Raw genomic sequence first — 17,232 nt, forward strand, 5'->3', positions numbered from 1 at the left:
AGAATGAATGAACTTTACTGGTTTGTGATGTTGTTGTGTAATTTCGTCCTTATCATGATTGCATTCCGCAAATGGGGAAAGCTGGGTCTCTATATCTGGGTCCCCATCAGTGTCATCGTCGCCAACATCCAGGTCACCAAAAATGTCATGCTCTTCGGTTTGGAAGCTACGCTGGGAAACATCGTCTACGCCACCGGATTTCTGGCAACAGACATCCTCAGTGAGTGTTATGGGAAGAAAGAGTCTGCAAAAGCGGTGGCCATCGGTTTTTTCAGTTTGCTCACGATGACCATTCTCATGCAAGTGGCACTCTTTTTTGAGCCTGCTTCCTCGGACCTTTCCCAGGCTTCGCTGGCACAGATTTTTGGTCTGATGCCGCGTATCGCCCTCGGTTCACTCATCGCGTATGTGGTGAGCAATCTGCACGACATCTGGGCTTTCGATTTCTGGAAGCGCAAAAAGCCGGGTCGCAATTTCCTATGGCTTCGCAACAATCTGAGCACTTTTGTCAGCCAATTCATCGATACACTGCTCTTCACCCTGATTGCCTTCTGGGGTGTGTATCCAAGCAGTGTATTAATTCAGATTATGATTTCCACCTATCTTTTGAAATGGGTGGTGGCTGTATTCGATACCCCGTTCATGTACCTGGCCAGGCATTGGTATGATAAAGGAGTGCTTCCTACTCCTACTATTTAGCGGGAAGCACCTTTCTTAGTGCCTGGATGCAATCTTTGGTTCCTGCATAGAAGGAAGGGGAGAAAGGTTTGCGTTCCAGTAAAAACGCGTCATCGTATATAAAAGGCGTCCCATCGACATACTCGATATCCATACCCACGCTGAGCAATGCGGCGTGGGCTGCAGTGATATCCCAGACATAACAACTCTGGTTCACACAGCCTTGGATATGGTCATAGAGCACCGGGCTGAGCATATGGAGAATTGAAGAACCGAATATGCGGATCTTTCCCTCGAAATGCGTGAAATCCATCAACCGTTGACCACTCGACCCCATGGTGATCTGGTGGGGAAAATCCTTGTTGGTTCTGATGGAGAAGGGTTTCCCATTAATCAACAATTCCTTACCCGGATCCAGGCGCAAGAAGAGCTCGTCCTCTCCCAGGCCCCAGCGAGGAGCACTGATCATGGCTCCTACGGGGTTCCTTTGCTTATCCAGAATTCCCAAAGCCACCGCCCAGGAGGGCAATCCTTGCGAATAGACGTCCGTCCCATCGATGGGATCGAGAACGAATGTAAAGGGAGCATCGGGATCGAAAGGGGTGAGGGTTTCTTCGCTGATGATATTTACATTTTCAAACAGTTGGGAAACCACGCCCAAAATCTTTCGAGAAATTGCCAGATCGGTTTCGGTAATCACTGTCCCGTCACTTTTATAGGAACGGTGGATGCATTGTTGTTGTTCTTTAGCGTATCTGCCTGCATCCTGTACAGCCACAGCGAGTGTATCCAATGCCTTTTGGTCGAGTACTCTATCCATTGTCTTGCATAACCTTCTTGCTCATGATAGGGTAATGGCGCTTATGCAAACGCCAATTTCCACCCTTGTCCAATCGTATATCAAAACCAGTAGTGCATACAAGGTATATGGGGCACAGACCAACCACATCCACATCCACGGACTTGAGGGCTATCCGTTGGCCCAATTCCTCAGGTTGCTCAGTCGCAAACAAAAAGGACGGGTCTGGGCAGTTTGTCCTACTGAAGAGAGCGCCCTGCAACTGCTCAAAGACAGCGGCTTTTGTGGCGATGGTGCTGCCTCTTCCAATGGCGAAGGCCGAATGGTCTATTTACCCAGTAATGGGAGAAAACTATACACCCCTTTCAATGCCGACAATGTCGAGTATGACCAGCTCAGTCGCCTGATGCAGATTCAGGAGTTGAAAGAGGGACTGGTCATTACCCATCTCAGGCCGTTTGTATCACCTTTGGTCAGTCCCGAAACCTTGAGCAGCTCATCGCTGACCATCAAGGTTGGGGATGCTTTTGAGAGCTCATCCTTTTCCCAATTGCTTACCAATGCAGGCTATGTCCATACGGTTTCCACCTCTGCGATGGGAGAATATTCTTTGCGCGGCGAAGTGTTGGATATTTTCCCGTATGAAAGCGAGTACCCGTATAGAATCTATGCCGACTGGGATACCGTTGGAAAAATTGCTCGGTACAACCCCATAACCCAGGAGAGTATCGGGACTGTTGGAAAGCTGGTCCTGTCCTTGGTCGATGCAACCGGTGAAATGGCTACCTCTTCGGTCGGGGAGTATCTTGCTGATTCCGACCTGTTTTGCTTCATTGGTGACCAAAGACTGGCAACGAGTTTTCACAGCCTGCAGATAGAGGCAAAAGCCTTGTATCGGCAGGCTTTCCTTCAAGATCGGGAAGCAATAAAACCCGATGCACTTCTCTTTGATTTTCCTGCTTTTCAAAAGAAGTGCCGGTATTCGTTGACAGTTTTCGACATTGTCGGCCAAGGCCAGGATGTCTATCGGTTCGATATTGAGGGACCGCGCTCCTATTTTGGAAACTTTACCTTGCTCAAGGAAGACCTGAAAAGTTTGGAGAAACAAGGCTGGAATGTGGTTGTCTTTACAGAAAATCAACTGCAGAAACAGCGTCTGATGCAGATGCTCAGTGCTTTTCCTTTCCTCGGGTGGGAAGATCGTGCAATTTCCGGTGGGTTTGCCATCCCTTCGTTGAAAGTGGTTGCCATTTGCGAGCATGAGATTTTTGGGCGGCGGCGTCAGGTTGTCAAAACGTTGCAGCACACCCAGTCTTCGCCCCTGGACTCTTTTGTCGACTTGAATGAAGGCGATTATGTCGTACATGTCAACTACGGGGTGGGGCAGTTTGTAAAGATCGATCGCGTATCGAGTTTCGATCGCGAACGTGACTTCATAAAAATTGCGTATGCAGACAATGAAATGCTCTATGTCCCCATCGAGCAGGCCAACTTGGTCCAGCGGTATATCGGCAGCGATACGGGCCTGCCGAAAAAAGACAAGCTCGGGGGCCAAGGGTGGGAGAACAAGAAAGCCAAGGCCCGCAAGAACGCCGAGGATTTGGCCAAACATCTTATCACCCTCTATGCCAAACGCAAGAACAGCATCGGATATGCCTTCCCCAAGGACACCGATTGGCAGTTGCAGTTTGAAGCTTCCTTCCCCTTCGATGAGACTGCAGACCAACTGTCCTGCATCGAGGATATCAAGGATGACATGGAAAAACCCATCGTCATGGATCGCCTCGTCTGCGGGGATGTGGGGTATGGGAAAACGGAAATTGCCTTCCGTGCAGTATTCAAGGCGGTAATGGGTGGCAAGCAGGTGGCATTTCTTGCACCGACTACCATTTTGGCAGAACAGCACTATCAGAATTTTTTGAAACGTCTGGGTACCTTTCCTGTCCGTTGTGCACAGTTATCCCGTATTGTCACCAAAAAGGAGCAAAAACAGACACTCTTGGCATTGGCCGAGGGTAAGGTGGATGTCCTGTTCGGTACCCATAGGATTTTGCAGAAAGACATCATGTACCGTGATTTGGGACTTTTGGTTGTAGATGAGGAACAGCGTTTCGGTGTCAAGGACAAGGAACGGATCAAGACACTCAGGGCGAGCATCGATTCATTGTCACTCAGTGCAACTCCTATTCCCCGCACCTTATACATGTCCTTGCTTAAAATTCGTGACATGTCCCTGCTTGCCACACCCCCGATTGCACGAAGACCGATAGAAACGTACATCGGAGAGTACAATGAACAGACTATTGTTAAAGCCATCCGAGACGAGGTTGAACGCAAAGGCCAGGTATTCTTCCTGCACAATCGAATCGAGAGCCAGGACGAGGTGGTTTTCCAGCTGACCAAGCTATTGCCTGATGTCATTATCGAGAGTGCCCACGGCCAGATGGATAGCACCAAACTTGAGGATACCATGCGCCGGTTCATTCATGAAGGAATCCAAGTCCTGGTCTCCACCACCATCATCGAAAACGGTATCGACATCCCCAATGTAAACACCATCATCATTGACCGTGCCGACCGGTATGGACTCAGCCAGCTCTATCAGCTGCGCGGGCGGGTGGGGCGCAACGACAGTCAGGCGTATGCGTACCTGTTTTACCCGCAGGGGAGCGCCCTCAGTGAAATTGCATTGAAACGGCTGAAGATCATCAGTGAGCACACTGAACTGGGAAGCGGTTTCAAGGTGGCAATGAAGGATATGGAACTGAGGGGGACCGGCAACCTGCTCGGGCGGGAACAGAGCGGCCACTTGGCCACCGTCGGACTGGATATGTACATCCGTATCCTGGATGAGGCGATCAGGGATTTGCAGAATGTGGGGGTCAAGGACGAGGAGCGGGAAGTCTTCTTGGAGCTCGATTATACCGGCTTCATTCCTGATACCTATATCAAGGCACCTTCCGTTAAGTTTGATATTTATCGTAAAATATCCTCAATCGTGAACGATGAGCAACTGCAAGGTCTTGCAAGTGAATTATCCGACCGGTTCGGCCCTCCTCCGGTGGAAGTTGCAAACCTGCTCTTCATTGCCGAGATCAAGATTATCTGCCGCAAGCTTTCCATCATCCACCTGACCGACCGCAAGGGTGTGGTGGCCGTTGAATTCGGCAAAGTTGCAGACCTGAATGTAAACAAGGTCATGAATCTCATTTCGCTGAGCAATAAAACTGTTTGGCTTGATATGAGACGTATGAATGTCATGTATTTGAAAACTGATGCGGTTTCTCTCAAGGATAAAGCGTTGTTCTTGATGGAGAAATTGCAACGTCTGGTATAGGAGCATTGATGCAGGAAAACCAAGGAACGATTTTCCAGGATATTCCGGAATTGGAATGGGTGGAAACCAAGGAAGAAGGGCAGGGTAGGCCGATTAAGAGCTATGTGCTCAGAGGGGCATACCTGAGAACATACCAATTGGAAGCGGTCCGCCGTTATTACAGCAGCTACGGCATTGCCTTTCGCAAGCAGGAGCTCGATTGGCAGCAAGTTTTTGGCAATGACAAACCCGTGATCATTGAGATCGGATTCGGCATGGGTACGGCAACGGCACGTATTGCAAAGGAACGAAGTCAGTATAATTACCTCGGCTTGGAAGTCTTCATTTCAGGATTTGCAAAACTATTGCATACCGTGGGAACTGAACAGTTGGAAAATGTGCGCCTGATGCGGTTTGATGCCGTTGAGGTGCTGACCAACATGGTTGCACCGCTCAGTGTCGCCGGCTTTCACATATTCTTCCCTGATCCTTGGCCGAAAAAGCGACAGCAGAAACGACGTCTGATCCAAGGAGACTTTGCCCGATTGCTCAGCTCTAGACTCTCAAGCGGGGGATATATCTACTGTGCCACCGATTGGGAGGAGTATGCCGACCAGATGCTGGATGTTTTCTCCCATACCGAAGGTCTCGTTAATCCCTATGAGGGTTTCTGTCCTCCCATCAGCTGGCGGGATACGACCAAATTCGAACAGAAGGGGCTTGCAAAACAGCACTCCATCAATGAGGTTTGGTTCGAAAAGCGGTAAAAAGAGGGAAGGGAGCCTGCCGCCGCACGCTCCCTTCCAAGGTTCACAAATTCACTCTCAAGCAATCAGAATGCTTCTGATTGTTTCACCTCGCCTACTCCTCTTCTTCCTTTACGGATTCCTTGTAGGCCTTGATCACCTCGTCAGCCAACTTGCCGCTCAGTGGTTCATAATGGTCGAATTCTATTTCGAAACTTCCCGTTCCACTGGTCATCGACTTCAGATCGATGGCATAGTTGAGCAGTTCGGATTGGGGAACCAACGCTTTGACCAATTGCAGGAGTCCCATATCCTCCTGGCCAAGCACCCGCCCCCGTTTGCCGGAAAGGTCGGAGAGGATGTCGCCCAGGTAATCGTTCTCAATATATACACTAAGTTTCATGATAGGTTCAAGTAGTACTGCCCCTGCTTTCGTGAGGGCCATCTTCATGGCTCCTTTTGCAGCAAGTTTAAAAGCCATTTCACTTGAATCGACCGGGTGTTCCTTGCCGTCGATGAGGGTGATGCCGATATCCATCATTGGATAACCGGCCAGAAAACCTTCCTCCATCTGTTCGTGCAAGCCCTTCTCAATACCGGGAATATAGCCCTTGCTTACCGAGCCTCCCTTGATTGCATTGGTAAAGGAGTAGTAGGATCCTCGTTCCAGCGGTTCAATCTCGATCAGGACGCGGGCATATTGTCCGTGGCCGCCGCTCTGTTTCTTGTGTGAGTACTCGGCAATTCCGCTCTTATGGCTGATTGTCTCGCGATAGGCGACCCGAGGGAGCTTGGTCTCAATAGTGACCTTTTGTTTCTCGCGCACCTTGTCAAGAATCATATTCAAATGCAGTTCGCCCATGCCGGCTACCACATTCTCCTTGGTCTCCTCGTTGAACTTGATCCTGAACGTAAAGTCTTCCTCGGTGACCTTGTGCAGGGACTCGTTCATCTTCACTTCACTCTTTTTATCATCACTGCTGATGGCCAGACTGTAGATAGGCTGGGGGAAGGCCAGCGGTTTGAACTTGAGTTTCTGATCCGATCCCTCTACGAGGGTTGAATTGGTTGATGCAATATTGCTTTTGGCAATGACCCCGATATCACCGGCAGGCAAACAATCGGTTTCGACCAACTTCTTGCCCACCATGCGGTATACTTTGTTGGGACGCTCTTTCTTGCCGATATCAACATTCATCAACTCGGTATCGCCTTTGATGGTGCCCCTGAGAACCTTGATGAAGCTGAGCTTGCCGCTGAACTGGTCGATGGTGGTCTTGAATACTACAGCCGCAGCACTTCCTTCAGCAGAAATGATGAAATCCTTGGCAGTCCCATCTTCGGCGATAACCCAGTCCTTTTTACCCAGAGGTCTTGGGAAGTTGTTGCGAATGAAGGTAAGAAGGCTGGTGATACCACTGCCCCCCTCGCTGCAACCGCAGAATGCAGGAACGACCCGGTTCTGTTCCATACCTTCCCTCAGGCCCCTGCGGATTTCTTCGCTGTCCAGCGTGCCTGCATCGAAGTACTTCTCGATCAGGTCATCGGCACCTTCGGCGGCGTTTTCGATAAGGGAATTGCGGAATTCATCTGCATAATCAGCAAACTCAGCTGGAATATCTCCGACAGTTTCCTTCTCCCCTCTATTCATGAAATATGCTTTATTTTCAATAAGATTGATGATTCCTTTGAATTCCTTGCCGTTTCCCATGGGAATGGTGACAGGGACAAAGGTGGTTTTGAAAGTTTCTTTCAAGTTCTCCAATACTTTGGAATAATCTGCACGGTCGCGGTCCATCTTGTTGATGAAGACTGCGCGCGGCTTGTTGCGTTCATCGAGATACCGCCAAAGCTTGATGGTTTCTATCTGGGCCCCGTCACGTCCGTCTACGACCATGACCGCAGATTCACAAGAACGGAATCCGCAAATGGTCTCGCCGATGAAACCGGCTGTTCCCGGAGTGTCGAGAATGTTGAGAGTCCTGCCATCCCAATTCATGGATGCGAGGGAAGCGTGAATGGAAATCTTGTGATTGATTTCCTCCTCCGTATAGTCACTAGTGGTCTTACCGCTAGCTACGGTCTCTGGCCGGGAAATCACATTGGCATAAAACAACATCTGTTCAACCAAGGTGGTTTTCCCGGTTTCGTTGTGGCCGATGATGGCAACATTCCTTAAGTCAGTGCTGACAACGCTCATAATTCCTCCTTCGATCACCTCTGCTTCTTATGGTGATCCAGAACGCATGCGTCAATGGTACGCTCCATAATCTCATATGTCAAAAGAATTCTTTGTATGCAAAAAAAGGCAGACACTCAAAAACGAGCATCTGCCTGAAAATGCAGGAAAGAAGAAAAGAGCGTGTATCGTTAGCGTGTCAAGCTTACATTCACATCGATGATATGACTGATGTCCTGTTTCAGTTTATAAGCAAACTGGTCCATCACGGTAACATCATTGGGAAGCTTGTCGCCATCTTCACAAAAGAATGTCCAGCAAGGTACATCCAACGCAGCACTGATTTTCTCGATTGTAGCAAAGGAAGGAGCCTTTCTCGAGGTTTCGATTTCAGTGACAAAAGAGGTGGAAACCCCGATTTTTTCAGCAAGCTGTGCCTGGGTCAAAGAGAGTTTACGTCTGCGCTCCTTCAGATTTCTCGCGAAAATGTCCTGCAAATTGTAAGTTCTAGCCATGTTGTACTCCTCTTAAGTAATTGCAATTCCATAAACCTATATGATTAAGGAAATGATAAACATCCTCCTTCAGCCTTAAAAACTGAACTGTTTCAATACATTCTAGGCATGGAACACTAGTTTTCGCAAGGTTTTAGCCCCGTGTTTTTTAATTATTCCATACCATTAGCGGGTTTTTGCTTCGTAATGGTCAAACTCCATTACGAACGTTCCCCGTCCCTGAGTTGCGGATCTCAGTACCGTGGAGTATCCGAAAAGTTGCGAAAGCGGAGCTTGGGCATGGATGTGCTCACTGGCTGTTCTGCTTTCAATGCTGTTGACCAATCCACCCCGGCTGGTAATGCTTGAGATAGCCTCCCCGACATACTGGGACGGCACTACAACCGTAACTTTCATCACCGGTTCCATCAGTACCGGTTGGGCAGCCTGGGCAACCTTGTCAAAACACATGGCGGCACATGCCTCGAAGGCAAACTCGCTTGCTGTCAGTTCATGGAAAACGATTTCCGTTACCTCTACTTCAAGATCACATACTTCATAGCCGAACTGGATGCCACCCTTGAAAGCATTGGTGATACCGCGTTTTACTGCCTCCAGGTATATTTCATCGATACCGCGCACTTTTGCGCTCTGCCGATACTTGGTCCCACTTCCCGAAGGCAGGGGCTTGACGGTAATACTAAGTCCGGCAGCATTCTCTTTTCCTGCCAACACCTTGGAGAACGTCTCAGAACCACTGGCAACTTTGGAAATGGATTCCCGGTAGGTGACCTGCGGCTTTCCGACCCTGGCTTGGATTTTCATCTCCTTGGTCAGTCGGGTGACCAACACATCGAGGTGGAGTTCACCCATGCCGCTGATGACCAACTGACCTGTTTCCTCATCATCCCGATAGGTGAAGGTAGGGTCTTCCTGAGCAAGCAAGGAAAGGGCGGCTCGTAGTTTGTCGCCATCGCTGAGTGTATTGGGTTCAATGGCGACGGAAATGACTGGGATGGGGAAGTGCATCTGCTCAAGCAGAATTTGCGCTCCTTCACTGCCGATGGTGTCGCCGGTTCTGCCTTCCTTGAAGCCGATGATCACCCCGATGTCCCCAGCCTCGAGTTCGTTTACTTCCTCGGCGCGGTTTGCGTGCATCCTGAGAATCCTGTTGACCCTTTCACGCTTCTTCTTCGTGATGTTCATCAAGGATGTTCCCTTGCGGATGACTCCATTGTAGACACGGACAAAATCCATGGCTCCGGCTTCACGATCGACCTGAATCTTGAAAATCAGGGCCAACGGCGGCTTGTCCTTGGAATAGGGCACTTCCACTTGCTTTTCAGTCTTGAGATGGATGCCCATGATGGGGGGTACTTCCGAGGGGGAAGGAAGGTAGTCGATGACTCCGTCGAGCAATGCCTGTACTCCGATATCCTTCAAGGAGGAGCCCACGAATACCGGTAATGCCATCCGTTCGATGGTAGCTTTCTTCAAGGTTTGCTTGATGAGAGCGGCATCGATTTCCTTCCCATCAAAATACAGCTCGGTAATTTCATCGCTGAATGACGATACGCTATCGATCAGCCTTTCATACCAACTAGCAACCTCAGACTGCATCGAAGACGGTATTTCCAGCTCTTCGATTGTTTTACCTTGGTCTTCATTGCTGAATACCAAATATTTCTTGGTAAGCAAATTGATAATGCCGCTGAAATTGCCCTCAGAACCGACAGGCAGGAATACGGGAATGGGATTTGCACCCAATTTTATTTTCAATTCATTGACCGCTTCTTCGAAGTTTGCACCCAGACGGTCCATTTTGTTGATGAAGGCAATACGGGGAACCCGGTAGGTATCGGCTTGTCTCCATACCGTTTCGGTCTGAGGTTCAACACCACCGACGGCACAGACAACCATAACAGCTCCATCCAGAACCCTGAGCGAGCGTTCGACCTCAGCTGTGAAATCCACATGGCCCGGAGTATCGATGATATTGATCTGATGTTCCTTCCAATAACAGGTGGTAGCCGCACTTGCAATGGTAATGCCGCGGTCCTGCTCTTGTTCCAGAAAGTCCATCGTTGCTTCGCCATTGTCAACTTCACCGATTCTATGGTTCTCACCGGTGTAAAAGAGAATTCTCTCAGTGGTAGTAGTTTTCCCTGCATCGATATGTGCCATAATGCCGATATTGCGTGTCATCTTCTCGTTCATGCTATAAATCCTTCAAACAATCTGTGGAACAATACCATAGATGGATTCGATAATCAACGTGAAGGACGGAAGAGGAGGATGCGAAGGGCATTGAGAATTGCTATGATTGTTACCCCGGTATCGGCAAGCACCGCAATCCACATCGAGGCATACCCCAATGCCCCCAGCCCAAGGGCCAATACCTTTACCAGCAGGGCAAAACTGATATTCTGCCTGACAATCCTTGCGGTTTGCCTGCTTATCTCAATCAGGTTTGCCACCTCATGCAAGTCATCGGTGAGGATGACTACATCGGCACTCTCCATGGCGGCATCACTTGCTTTATTGCCCATGGAAATGCCCACCTTGCTTGCCGCAAGACTGGGAGCATCGTTCATTCCGTCCCCCACAAACACCAGGTTTTTTCGTTTTGCGGCAATCGCCAGCATTCGTTCCTGTTTTTGATCCGGCAAAAGGGATGCATGTACTTCGTCTAAGCCAAGTTCACGTGCCACCCTGTTCGCATGTACCAAGCTGTCTCCGCTTATCATGGCCAGATGTTTGATCCCAAGCTTTCTAAGCCGTTGGATCATAGGCTTTGCCTCTTTTCGTATAGTGTCCTGAAGAACGAAAGAAGCTTCATGCTTTCCCTCCACTGCCAGAAGAACGGTAGCCTCATCCTCTGCTTCACAGAATACAGGTATTCCCATTTCCTCAAGCAATGCCCTGTTTCCTGCAACAACATCCTTTCCATCCACAATGCCCGTCAAGCCTTTGCCGGCAATTTCCGACACCTGAGAGACTGCAAACGGTGCATCCAACTCCAAAAATGCTTTTGCCAGCGGATGGGCGCTGTTCCTCTCAAGGGAGGCTGCCAGATTTTGTGCATACGAAGTCTCTAGATGAGAAGGAGAAGTCATCCGCACTTCAATAAGGCTGAACGTGCCAGTAGTGAGGGTTCCCGTTTTGTCAAAAACAAAGGTATCGGTTTTTGCGAGCGCTTCCAGATAGTTGCCACCCTTGACCAATATGCCGCCCTTAGCGCTGCGTCCGATACCGGCAAAATAGGAGAGCGGAACGCTGATGACCAGCGCACAAGGACAGCTTACCACCAAGAAGACCAAGGCACGATACATCCAGGTCTGCCACGATCCGGTGATGAGGGAAGGAATGATGGCGAGGCCCAAAGCAAAGAACACAACGATTGGAGTATAGTAGCGGGCAAAAGCAGTGATAGTACGCTCGGTTTGTGCTTTCTTACTTGCGCTCTCTTCCACCAAGTGCAATATCTTTGCTGCAGTGCTCTGCTCATACACTTTGCTTACCCTGATATCCAGACTTCCCCCTAGGTTGATCGAGCTTCCCAGGACCTCATCGCCGGCCTTTACTGATCGGGGAATAGACTCCCCGCTCAAATGTTGCATGTCTACACTTGAGCTGCCGCTGATGACAACGCCATCGAGGGGGATCTTCTCGCCTGAAAGTACACGGATGCTTGAACCGGGAACAACCTCTTCAACCAATACCATGGACGTATCCTGCCCCTGAATGAGCCTTGCCTGTTGCACCTTCAGATCCAGGGCGTCAAGGATGGACCTTCTACTTTGCATCACCGAACGGGCTTGGAAGTATTCGCCGATAAGGTAGAAAAGCATAACCGCAGCAGCTTCTCCGGTCTCACCTATAGCCAAAGCCCCAAGGGTTGCAACACTCATCAAAAAATTTTCATCGAATAATTTGCCATGCAGAATGTTCCTGCCGGCTGTAAAGAGCACATCGTATCCGCTGACTACAAAGCTCAGCATATACAACAGCTTAGTATCAAAATACATTGCAAATCCAAAACTGAGAACCGATACGAGGATTCTTATCAGATTCCAGCGTAGGGAACTATCCTTTTCCTGAGATTGATTTTCAAGGGGCCTGACTTGCATTGAGGGCTCTACTCGTTTCGCCTCCTTGATAAGATTGGCGAAAAAGGGTTCCTGCTGTGTATCGGTGGTGGTGATGTGTATTTGCTTGCGGGAAAAGTCTACACGTGCAGAGGCAACCCCTCCGATCTGCTGGATGCGGTCCTCGATCTTTGCTGCGCAGACCGGACAGTCTACACCCTCGAACGCATAGCTGCGTTCTTGGGTGAAAGAGAGAGGTTCTGTTCTGTCGGTGTTCGATATAGGCTTCATGGGAACTCCTGAAATATCAATATATGAATACATGTTCATATATTAGGGAGTATTGGTATCCTTGTCAAGCTCGTTAATCAGACATCCCAAGAGGGATCCATGACTTCCGGAATGATTTGCCGTTCATAGATTGAGAGCCGTCCACTGAAAAGGTAGGCAATACTGCAAACAAAAAAAGAGGGAAGTTGGATTGCCGAAGCCATAAAGCTCAAGTCCCAGTACAAAGCAGGCAAGGGGCAATTTGGTACTGCCGCTGAGCATGCCGATGGCCCCAAACATGGAGAGTGCCGAAACAGGAATGGGCAACCACGATCCGAAGATTGCACCGGTGGTTGCTCCTATGACAAGGATGGGAATCACCTCACCTCCGACAAAACCGCTTCCGATGGTCAGGGCAGTAAGCAGAAGCTTGAAGAGCGGAGCTAATTTGCTGGTAGTGCCGTATTCGGCTTGGATGATTAAATCAAGGGAGAGACCGTTGTAGGCAAATGAACCGGTAATGCCATAGATGGCTAGGGAAGCTGCCAATAGGAGCATGCTTGCAAGCAAAGCTTTTTTGTAAGGATTAGGCGTAATACGGGAAAACAGCTTTTTGGTCAGGTGGATCAGATGGCAGAAGAGTCTGCTTGCCAATCCGAGCATCATGGAGAGCACCAGGAGGATCAATAGGGTGCGCAGGTCGATTGGAAAGGATTCGGCACGTACAGGAACCAAGGTGTGCATATGCAGTGCTTGGCTTGCCAGGCAGGCGGTGAATGAGGCAATCAGGCAGGGGAGCAGGGCATCAGTACGGTTGACGCGGGGGTTGGAGAACTGCATCCCGAACAGGGTACCTGCAATCGGGGCGTTGAATAGGGCGCCGAAGGCAGCTCCTGCCCCACTGATCAGCCAGATTCCCTTCTGTTGGATGCTTTGGGGATGCCTGAATATGTTCTGTTCGAGACGGGAGACATAGCTGCCGATGGATGCACCTAACTGCACTCCGACCCCTTCCTTGCCGCCCGATGCTCCGACAAGGTGGGTGATGAAGGTGTTGAAAAGCAGCAAGGGTGCCATTTTTGTGGATATTCTCTGTTTGTGAACATCGCGGTCGTTCTCATAGCCGATGCTGGTTGGATGGGCGATATCGAGAATCCCCTGGTTGATCAGGTCGATCACTTGAGAGCCACCGTCCTTCAGATAAGGACCGAGTTTCTGATAGAGAAGGGCGGTGAGTAGGGCGCCGAGGGGAATGCACAAGAGAATCCAGGGATAATCGGATCTGATTGCACCTGCCTTTGCTACAAGGAAGGTCAACAAGCTGATGATCGGTCCAACCAATAAGCCGAGCAGTAAAGCTCGTACAGTCCAAGCCAGTAGAGGAATTGAGATATTGCGTCTTGTATGGTCCATACTGCACATCATACGGGGTTTTCTTGTTTCTTGGAACCTCAAGAGAGCCTTATTTTGCCTTGACAACACACAAAGGTTGGCACACACTTGCTTCTGATAAAGAAGGAGAAGTCATGCTCAAAGAGTTGAAAGAAAGAGTTTGTGAAGCAAATTTGCTGCTGCAAACCTATAAGTTGATCACCTTTACCTGGGGTAATGTCTCCGAGGTCGATGAGAACCGTGAGTTGATGGTCATCAAACCATCAGGGGTCCCGTATGCTGAGCTTACTCCCTCATCCATGGTAGTGATCGAGCTGGCAACCGGCAAGCAAGTGGAGGGTACCTACAATCCTTCCAGCGACACCCCGACACATCGCTATCTGTTCAATCATTTTGAAAAAGTCAATGCCGTTGTACATACCCATAGCAGGTGGGCTACCATTTTTGCCCAAGCGGGAAGGGGTATTCCAGCACTGGGTACAACCCATGCCGATTATTTCTATGGTGAGATTCCCTGTACCCGTGCCCTTACAAGCGCCGAAATCCAGGGAGAGTATGAACGAGAGACAGGCAAGGTGATTGTTGAACGTTTTTCGAAACTCGACCCCAAAAGCATTCCCGCAGTTCTGGTACACAGCCACGGGCCGTTCTGTTGGGCGGATAATGCCGTCAAGGCCGTAGAGTATGCGGTGGTGCTCGAGGAAGTGGCAATGATGGCTTACCACTCGATATTGCTTAAAGACGCCACTCAAAAGCCTATGGATCAGTATCTGCTGGACAAGCATTATTTACGAAAACACGGTGCTCAGGCATATTATGGTCAGAACCGGTAACGAGGAGTGATGTCATGAACAATATGGAACACGTTCGGTTGGGCTTGGTTGCGGTAAGCAGAAGTTGCTTTCCTCGAATGTTGTCTGAAAAAAGACGAATAGCGGTAAAAAAGGCTTACAAAGGTGATTTGTATGAGTGCCCTGTCATCGTGGAAAACGAAAAGGATATGCTCGGCGCCCTCAAGGATTTGGAACAGCATCAGATTAATGCCTTGGTAGTGTTTTTGGGAAATTTCGGACCGGAAACACCGGAAACACTGTTGGCAAAACATTTTGCAGGGCCGGTTATGTATGTAGCTGCAGCCGAAGGGGATGGGGATTTGCATGATGGCAGGGGTGATGCGTATTGCGGCATGCTCAACTGCAGCTACAATCTCAAGCTTCGTTCCTTGCAAGCATATATCCCCGAGTATCCGATTGGAACCGACCGCGAGGTCGCAGACATGATAGAATCTTTTGTTCCGATTGCCCGTACGGTTCTCTCGCTGAAAAAGTTGAAAATTATCAGTTTTGGGCCCAGACCGCAGGATTTTCTTGCCTGCAACGCCCCTATCCAGGGATTGTTTGACTTGGGGGTGGAGATAGAAGAGAATAGTGAGCTTGATCTTCTTGTTGCGTACAATAAGCATGCCGATGATCCGAGAATACCTTCATTGGTGGCAGAAATGCAGAGCCAAATCGGTTCCAGCCCCTATGCCGGGATTCTGGATCGCTTGGCTCAATATGAGTTGACTTTGCTTGACTGGGCCGAGGAGCACAAGGGTGAGCGGGACTATGTTGCATTCGCCAATAAATGCTGGCCGGCTTTCCAGACCGAGTTCAAGTTTGTTCCTTGTTATGTGAACAGTCGTCTGACTGAACGGGGCATCCCCGTCAGTTGCGAAGTCGATATTTACGGTGCTTTAAGTGAGTATATCGGTTTGTGCGTCACCGAAATTCCGGTCACCTTGTTGGATATCAACAACACCGTCCCCGCGCCAATGTATGAAGAACACATCAGGACCAAGCGTCCGTATCGCAACGACGATCTGTTTATGGGTTTTCATTGCGGCAATACTGCTTGCTCGTTACTTAGGAATCCACACATGGGTTACCAGCTGATCATGAAGCGAGATCTTGAACCTGAATTGAAGCATCCTGATATCACGCGGGGAACCATGGAAGGGGACCTGATCAGTGGTCCTGTTACCATTTACCGGCTGCAATCGAATGCCCGAGGACAGTTGAAAGCGTATATTGCTGAAGGCGAAGTGCTTGACGTTCCCACCTCAAGCTTTGGAAGCATCGGGATTATCGGCATTGATGAAATGGCACGATTCTATCGCTATGTGCTTTTAGCCAAAGCCTATCCACATCATACGGCAGTTGCCTTCAGGCATGCGGGGAAAGCGCTGTTCGATGTCTTCCGCTATTTGGGAATCGAGGATATCGCGTACAACCAGAAACCAGAGCACCCCTATGCAAATGAAAATCCCTTCAAGCATTAGCTTGAAGGGACGGCTCTCAGCACATAGTCACATGCCTAAATCCAGGAGTCTCTCAGTTTCTCAATCTCCTTGATTTCCTTGGTATCGGTTGGCTTGATCGGCCTGAATACCTTGGCTTTCTCCAAGACATACGAAAGCACCATCTCCGCTTCTTGGCGGTCACTCATCTGTTTCAGGGTGACCGATGAGTAGAACGGTTTGGTCGCTCCAGCGTCCTTGCCTTCGTAATAGCGATATTTTTCCAGATTGGTGGAAGCTTTCTGCCAATCTTTTTGCATTTTAGCCAGTTCCTTGGAGCGCTTGGATGCACTCCAATTTCTTGCGTACAGCTCTTCGGCGAGTTTTTTGTAGTGTCCGGGATAGAGCAGGCTGGATTCAATGGTGTCCATTGCCATGCGCATGTAGCTGACCGCCCAATCCTTGTTTCCAAAGGAAATCATGCCCCCCGGCAACTCATCGTATAGACTGGAAAGAACATACCAAGTCTCGCTGGAGTCCAGGGTATTGAGGTTGTTGACGATGACCGTCAGGTCCTCGAGCATTCCCTTCGCCTTTCCTAGAGCGTTCAAAGGACCTTTTGTTTGTCCCCATCGCCCCACATTGGAGGATTTCCAAAGGTACCCGAAGGGGGTGGGGTTCTTCTCTATGGAAGACAACGCATAGGCTTCGCCTTTCTCATAGAGGGCAAAGCGCCCTGCCTTGTCCTCCTTGTCCAAGTCATCTCCCAAGGAAACCATCACACGGGCAAGCCGCCAGAGAATCTGCGCTTCCTCTTCAGGGTTCGCTGCTTTGTCCAGTTGCACAAGCAGGGCTTGCTCAGCCTGGGTAAAGGCATCCTGATCATAGAAGTCATCAGCTTCTTTCACATCGATTGCAGAAAATACAAGGCTGCCGATCAGCAAAAATACTGTCAGCGATGCCAAACGTTTCACGCTCATGGAACCTCCTTA

The 17,232-nt window shown here is 49.5% G+C and carries 12 protein-coding genes; 5 read left to right on the plus strand and 7 right to left on the minus strand.

Translation table 11 applies throughout. The annotated features are described in order from the left end of the window. Positions 1-3: 3 nt before the first annotated feature. Entirely contained in the window at positions 4-699 is a 696-nt protein-coding gene (locus SPIBUDDY_RS06245) for a queuosine precursor transporter (RefSeq protein ID WP_013606910.1), read from the plus strand. On the opposite strand, the gene SPIBUDDY_RS06250 is transcribed toward SPIBUDDY_RS06245, so the two are convergent. Continuing rightward, complete coding sequence (locus SPIBUDDY_RS06250) at positions 692-1,498, minus strand: inositol monophosphatase family protein (RefSeq protein ID WP_013606911.1); 807 nt, start codon at positions 1,496-1,498, stop codon at positions 692-694. The two genes, SPIBUDDY_RS06245 and SPIBUDDY_RS06250, sit on opposite strands and share 8 nt — an antisense overlap. 34 nt (positions 1,499-1,532) lie before the next feature. Here SPIBUDDY_RS06250 and mfd point away from each other — a divergent pair, with 34 nt between their 5' ends. After that, positions 1,533-4,814 (plus strand): transcription-repair coupling factor, encoded by a 3,282-nt coding sequence (mfd, locus tag SPIBUDDY_RS06255; RefSeq protein WP_245523817.1) that lies wholly within the window; start codon positions 1,533-1,535, stop codon positions 4,812-4,814. Positions 4,815-4,822: 8 nt separating this feature from the next. Then, a complete protein-coding gene (gene trmB / locus SPIBUDDY_RS06260; protein ID WP_013606913.1) occupies positions 4,823-5,560 on the plus strand; it encodes a tRNA (guanosine(46)-N7)-methyltransferase TrmB in 738 nt (245 codons plus the stop codon). A gap of 94 nt (positions 5,561-5,654) precedes the next feature. On the opposite strand, the gene SPIBUDDY_RS06265 is transcribed toward trmB, so the two are convergent. The 5 genes from SPIBUDDY_RS06265 to SPIBUDDY_RS06285 form a co-directional block, all read right to left on the minus strand. Next, on the minus strand, positions 5,655-7,739 hold the full coding sequence (locus tag SPIBUDDY_RS06265) for an elongation factor G (RefSeq protein ID WP_013606914.1): 2,085 nt from the start codon (positions 7,737-7,739) through the stop codon (positions 5,655-5,657). Positions 7,740-7,909: 170 nt separating this feature from the next. Next, positions 7,910-8,233 carry a helix-turn-helix domain-containing protein gene (locus SPIBUDDY_RS06270; protein ID WP_013606915.1) on the minus strand — a complete coding sequence of 108 codons (324 nt, stop codon included), beginning with the start codon at positions 8,231-8,233 and terminating at the stop codon, positions 7,910-7,912. Between the two features lie 165 nt (positions 8,234-8,398). Then, entirely contained in the window at positions 8,399-10,429 is a 2,031-nt protein-coding gene (fusA, locus tag SPIBUDDY_RS06275) for an elongation factor G (protein ID WP_013606916.1), read from the minus strand. A 53-nt stretch (positions 10,430-10,482) separates the two neighbouring features. Next, a complete protein-coding gene (locus SPIBUDDY_RS06280) occupies positions 10,483-12,591 on the minus strand; it encodes a heavy metal translocating P-type ATPase (RefSeq protein WP_013606917.1) in 2,109 nt (702 codons plus the stop codon). A gap of 123 nt (positions 12,592-12,714) precedes the next feature. Next, the gene (locus SPIBUDDY_RS06285) at positions 12,715-13,983 is read right to left on the minus strand and encodes a chloride channel protein (protein WP_172634188.1); all 1,269 of its coding nucleotides are present in this window, start codon (positions 13,981-13,983) and stop codon (positions 12,715-12,717) included. 113 nt (positions 13,984-14,096) lie between these two features. Between SPIBUDDY_RS06285 and SPIBUDDY_RS06290 the strand changes: the two genes are divergently transcribed. Both SPIBUDDY_RS06290 and SPIBUDDY_RS06295 read left to right on the plus strand, forming a co-directional pair. Beyond that, positions 14,097-14,795: an L-ribulose-5-phosphate 4-epimerase gene (locus SPIBUDDY_RS06290; protein ID WP_013606919.1), complete on the plus strand. Its 699-nt coding sequence runs from the start codon at positions 14,097-14,099 to the stop codon at positions 14,793-14,795. 14 nt (positions 14,796-14,809) lie between these two features. Further along, positions 14,810-16,282, plus strand: coding sequence for an L-fucose/L-arabinose isomerase family protein (locus SPIBUDDY_RS06295; protein ID WP_013606920.1), 1,473 nt, complete (start codon positions 14,810-14,812; stop codon positions 16,280-16,282). Between the two features lie 35 nt (positions 16,283-16,317). Here SPIBUDDY_RS06295 and SPIBUDDY_RS06300 read toward each other — a convergent pair whose 3' ends face one another. Then, the gene (locus tag SPIBUDDY_RS06300; protein WP_013606921.1) at positions 16,318-17,220 is read right to left on the minus strand and encodes a hypothetical protein; all 903 of its coding nucleotides are present in this window, start codon (positions 17,218-17,220) and stop codon (positions 16,318-16,320) included. Between the last annotated feature and the right edge of the window lie 12 nt (positions 17,221-17,232).

Origin of the sequence: Sphaerochaeta globosa str. Buddy, from assembly GCF_000190435.1 — a bacterium.
GTDB lineage: Bacteria > Spirochaetota > Spirochaetia > Sphaerochaetales > Sphaerochaetaceae > Sphaerochaeta > Sphaerochaeta globosa.

Excerpts from the sequence above, each read along its gene's own strand:
- SPIBUDDY_RS06290 (WP_013606919.1), top strand. The coding sequence starts at position 14,097 with ATGCTCAAAGAGTTGAAAGAAAGAGTTTGTGAAGCAAATTTGCTGCTG.
- SPIBUDDY_RS06265 (WP_013606914.1), bottom strand. The coding sequence starts at position 7,739 with ATGAGCGTTGTCAGCACTGACTTAAGGAATGTTGCCATCATCGGCCAC.
- SPIBUDDY_RS06270 (WP_013606915.1), bottom strand. The coding sequence starts at position 8,233 with ATGGCTAGAACTTACAATTTGCAGGACATTTTCGCGAGAAATCTGAAG.
- fusA (WP_013606916.1), bottom strand. The coding sequence starts at position 10,429 with ATGAACGAGAAGATGACACGCAATATCGGCATTATGGCACATATCGAT.
- SPIBUDDY_RS06295 (WP_013606920.1), top strand. The coding sequence starts at position 14,810 with ATGAACAATATGGAACACGTTCGGTTGGGCTTGGTTGCGGTAAGCAGA.
- SPIBUDDY_RS06285 (WP_172634188.1), bottom strand. The coding sequence starts at position 13,983 with ATGGACCATACAAGACGCAATATCTCAATTCCTCTACTGGCTTGGACT.
- mfd (WP_245523817.1), top strand. The coding sequence starts at position 1,533 with ATGGCGCTTATGCAAACGCCAATTTCCACCCTTGTCCAATCGTATATC.
- SPIBUDDY_RS06280 (WP_013606917.1), bottom strand. The coding sequence starts at position 12,591 with ATGAAGCCTATATCGAACACCGACAGAACAGAACCTCTCTCTTTCACC.
- SPIBUDDY_RS06300 (WP_013606921.1), bottom strand. The coding sequence starts at position 17,220 with ATGAGCGTGAAACGTTTGGCATCGCTGACAGTATTTTTGCTGATCGGC.
- SPIBUDDY_RS06245 (WP_013606910.1), top strand. The coding sequence starts at position 4 with ATGAATGAACTTTACTGGTTTGTGATGTTGTTGTGTAATTTCGTCCTT.
- trmB (WP_013606913.1), top strand. The coding sequence starts at position 4,823 with ATGCAGGAAAACCAAGGAACGATTTTCCAGGATATTCCGGAATTGGAA.
- SPIBUDDY_RS06250 (WP_013606911.1), bottom strand. The coding sequence starts at position 1,498 with ATGGATAGAGTACTCGACCAAAAGGCATTGGATACACTCGCTGTGGCT.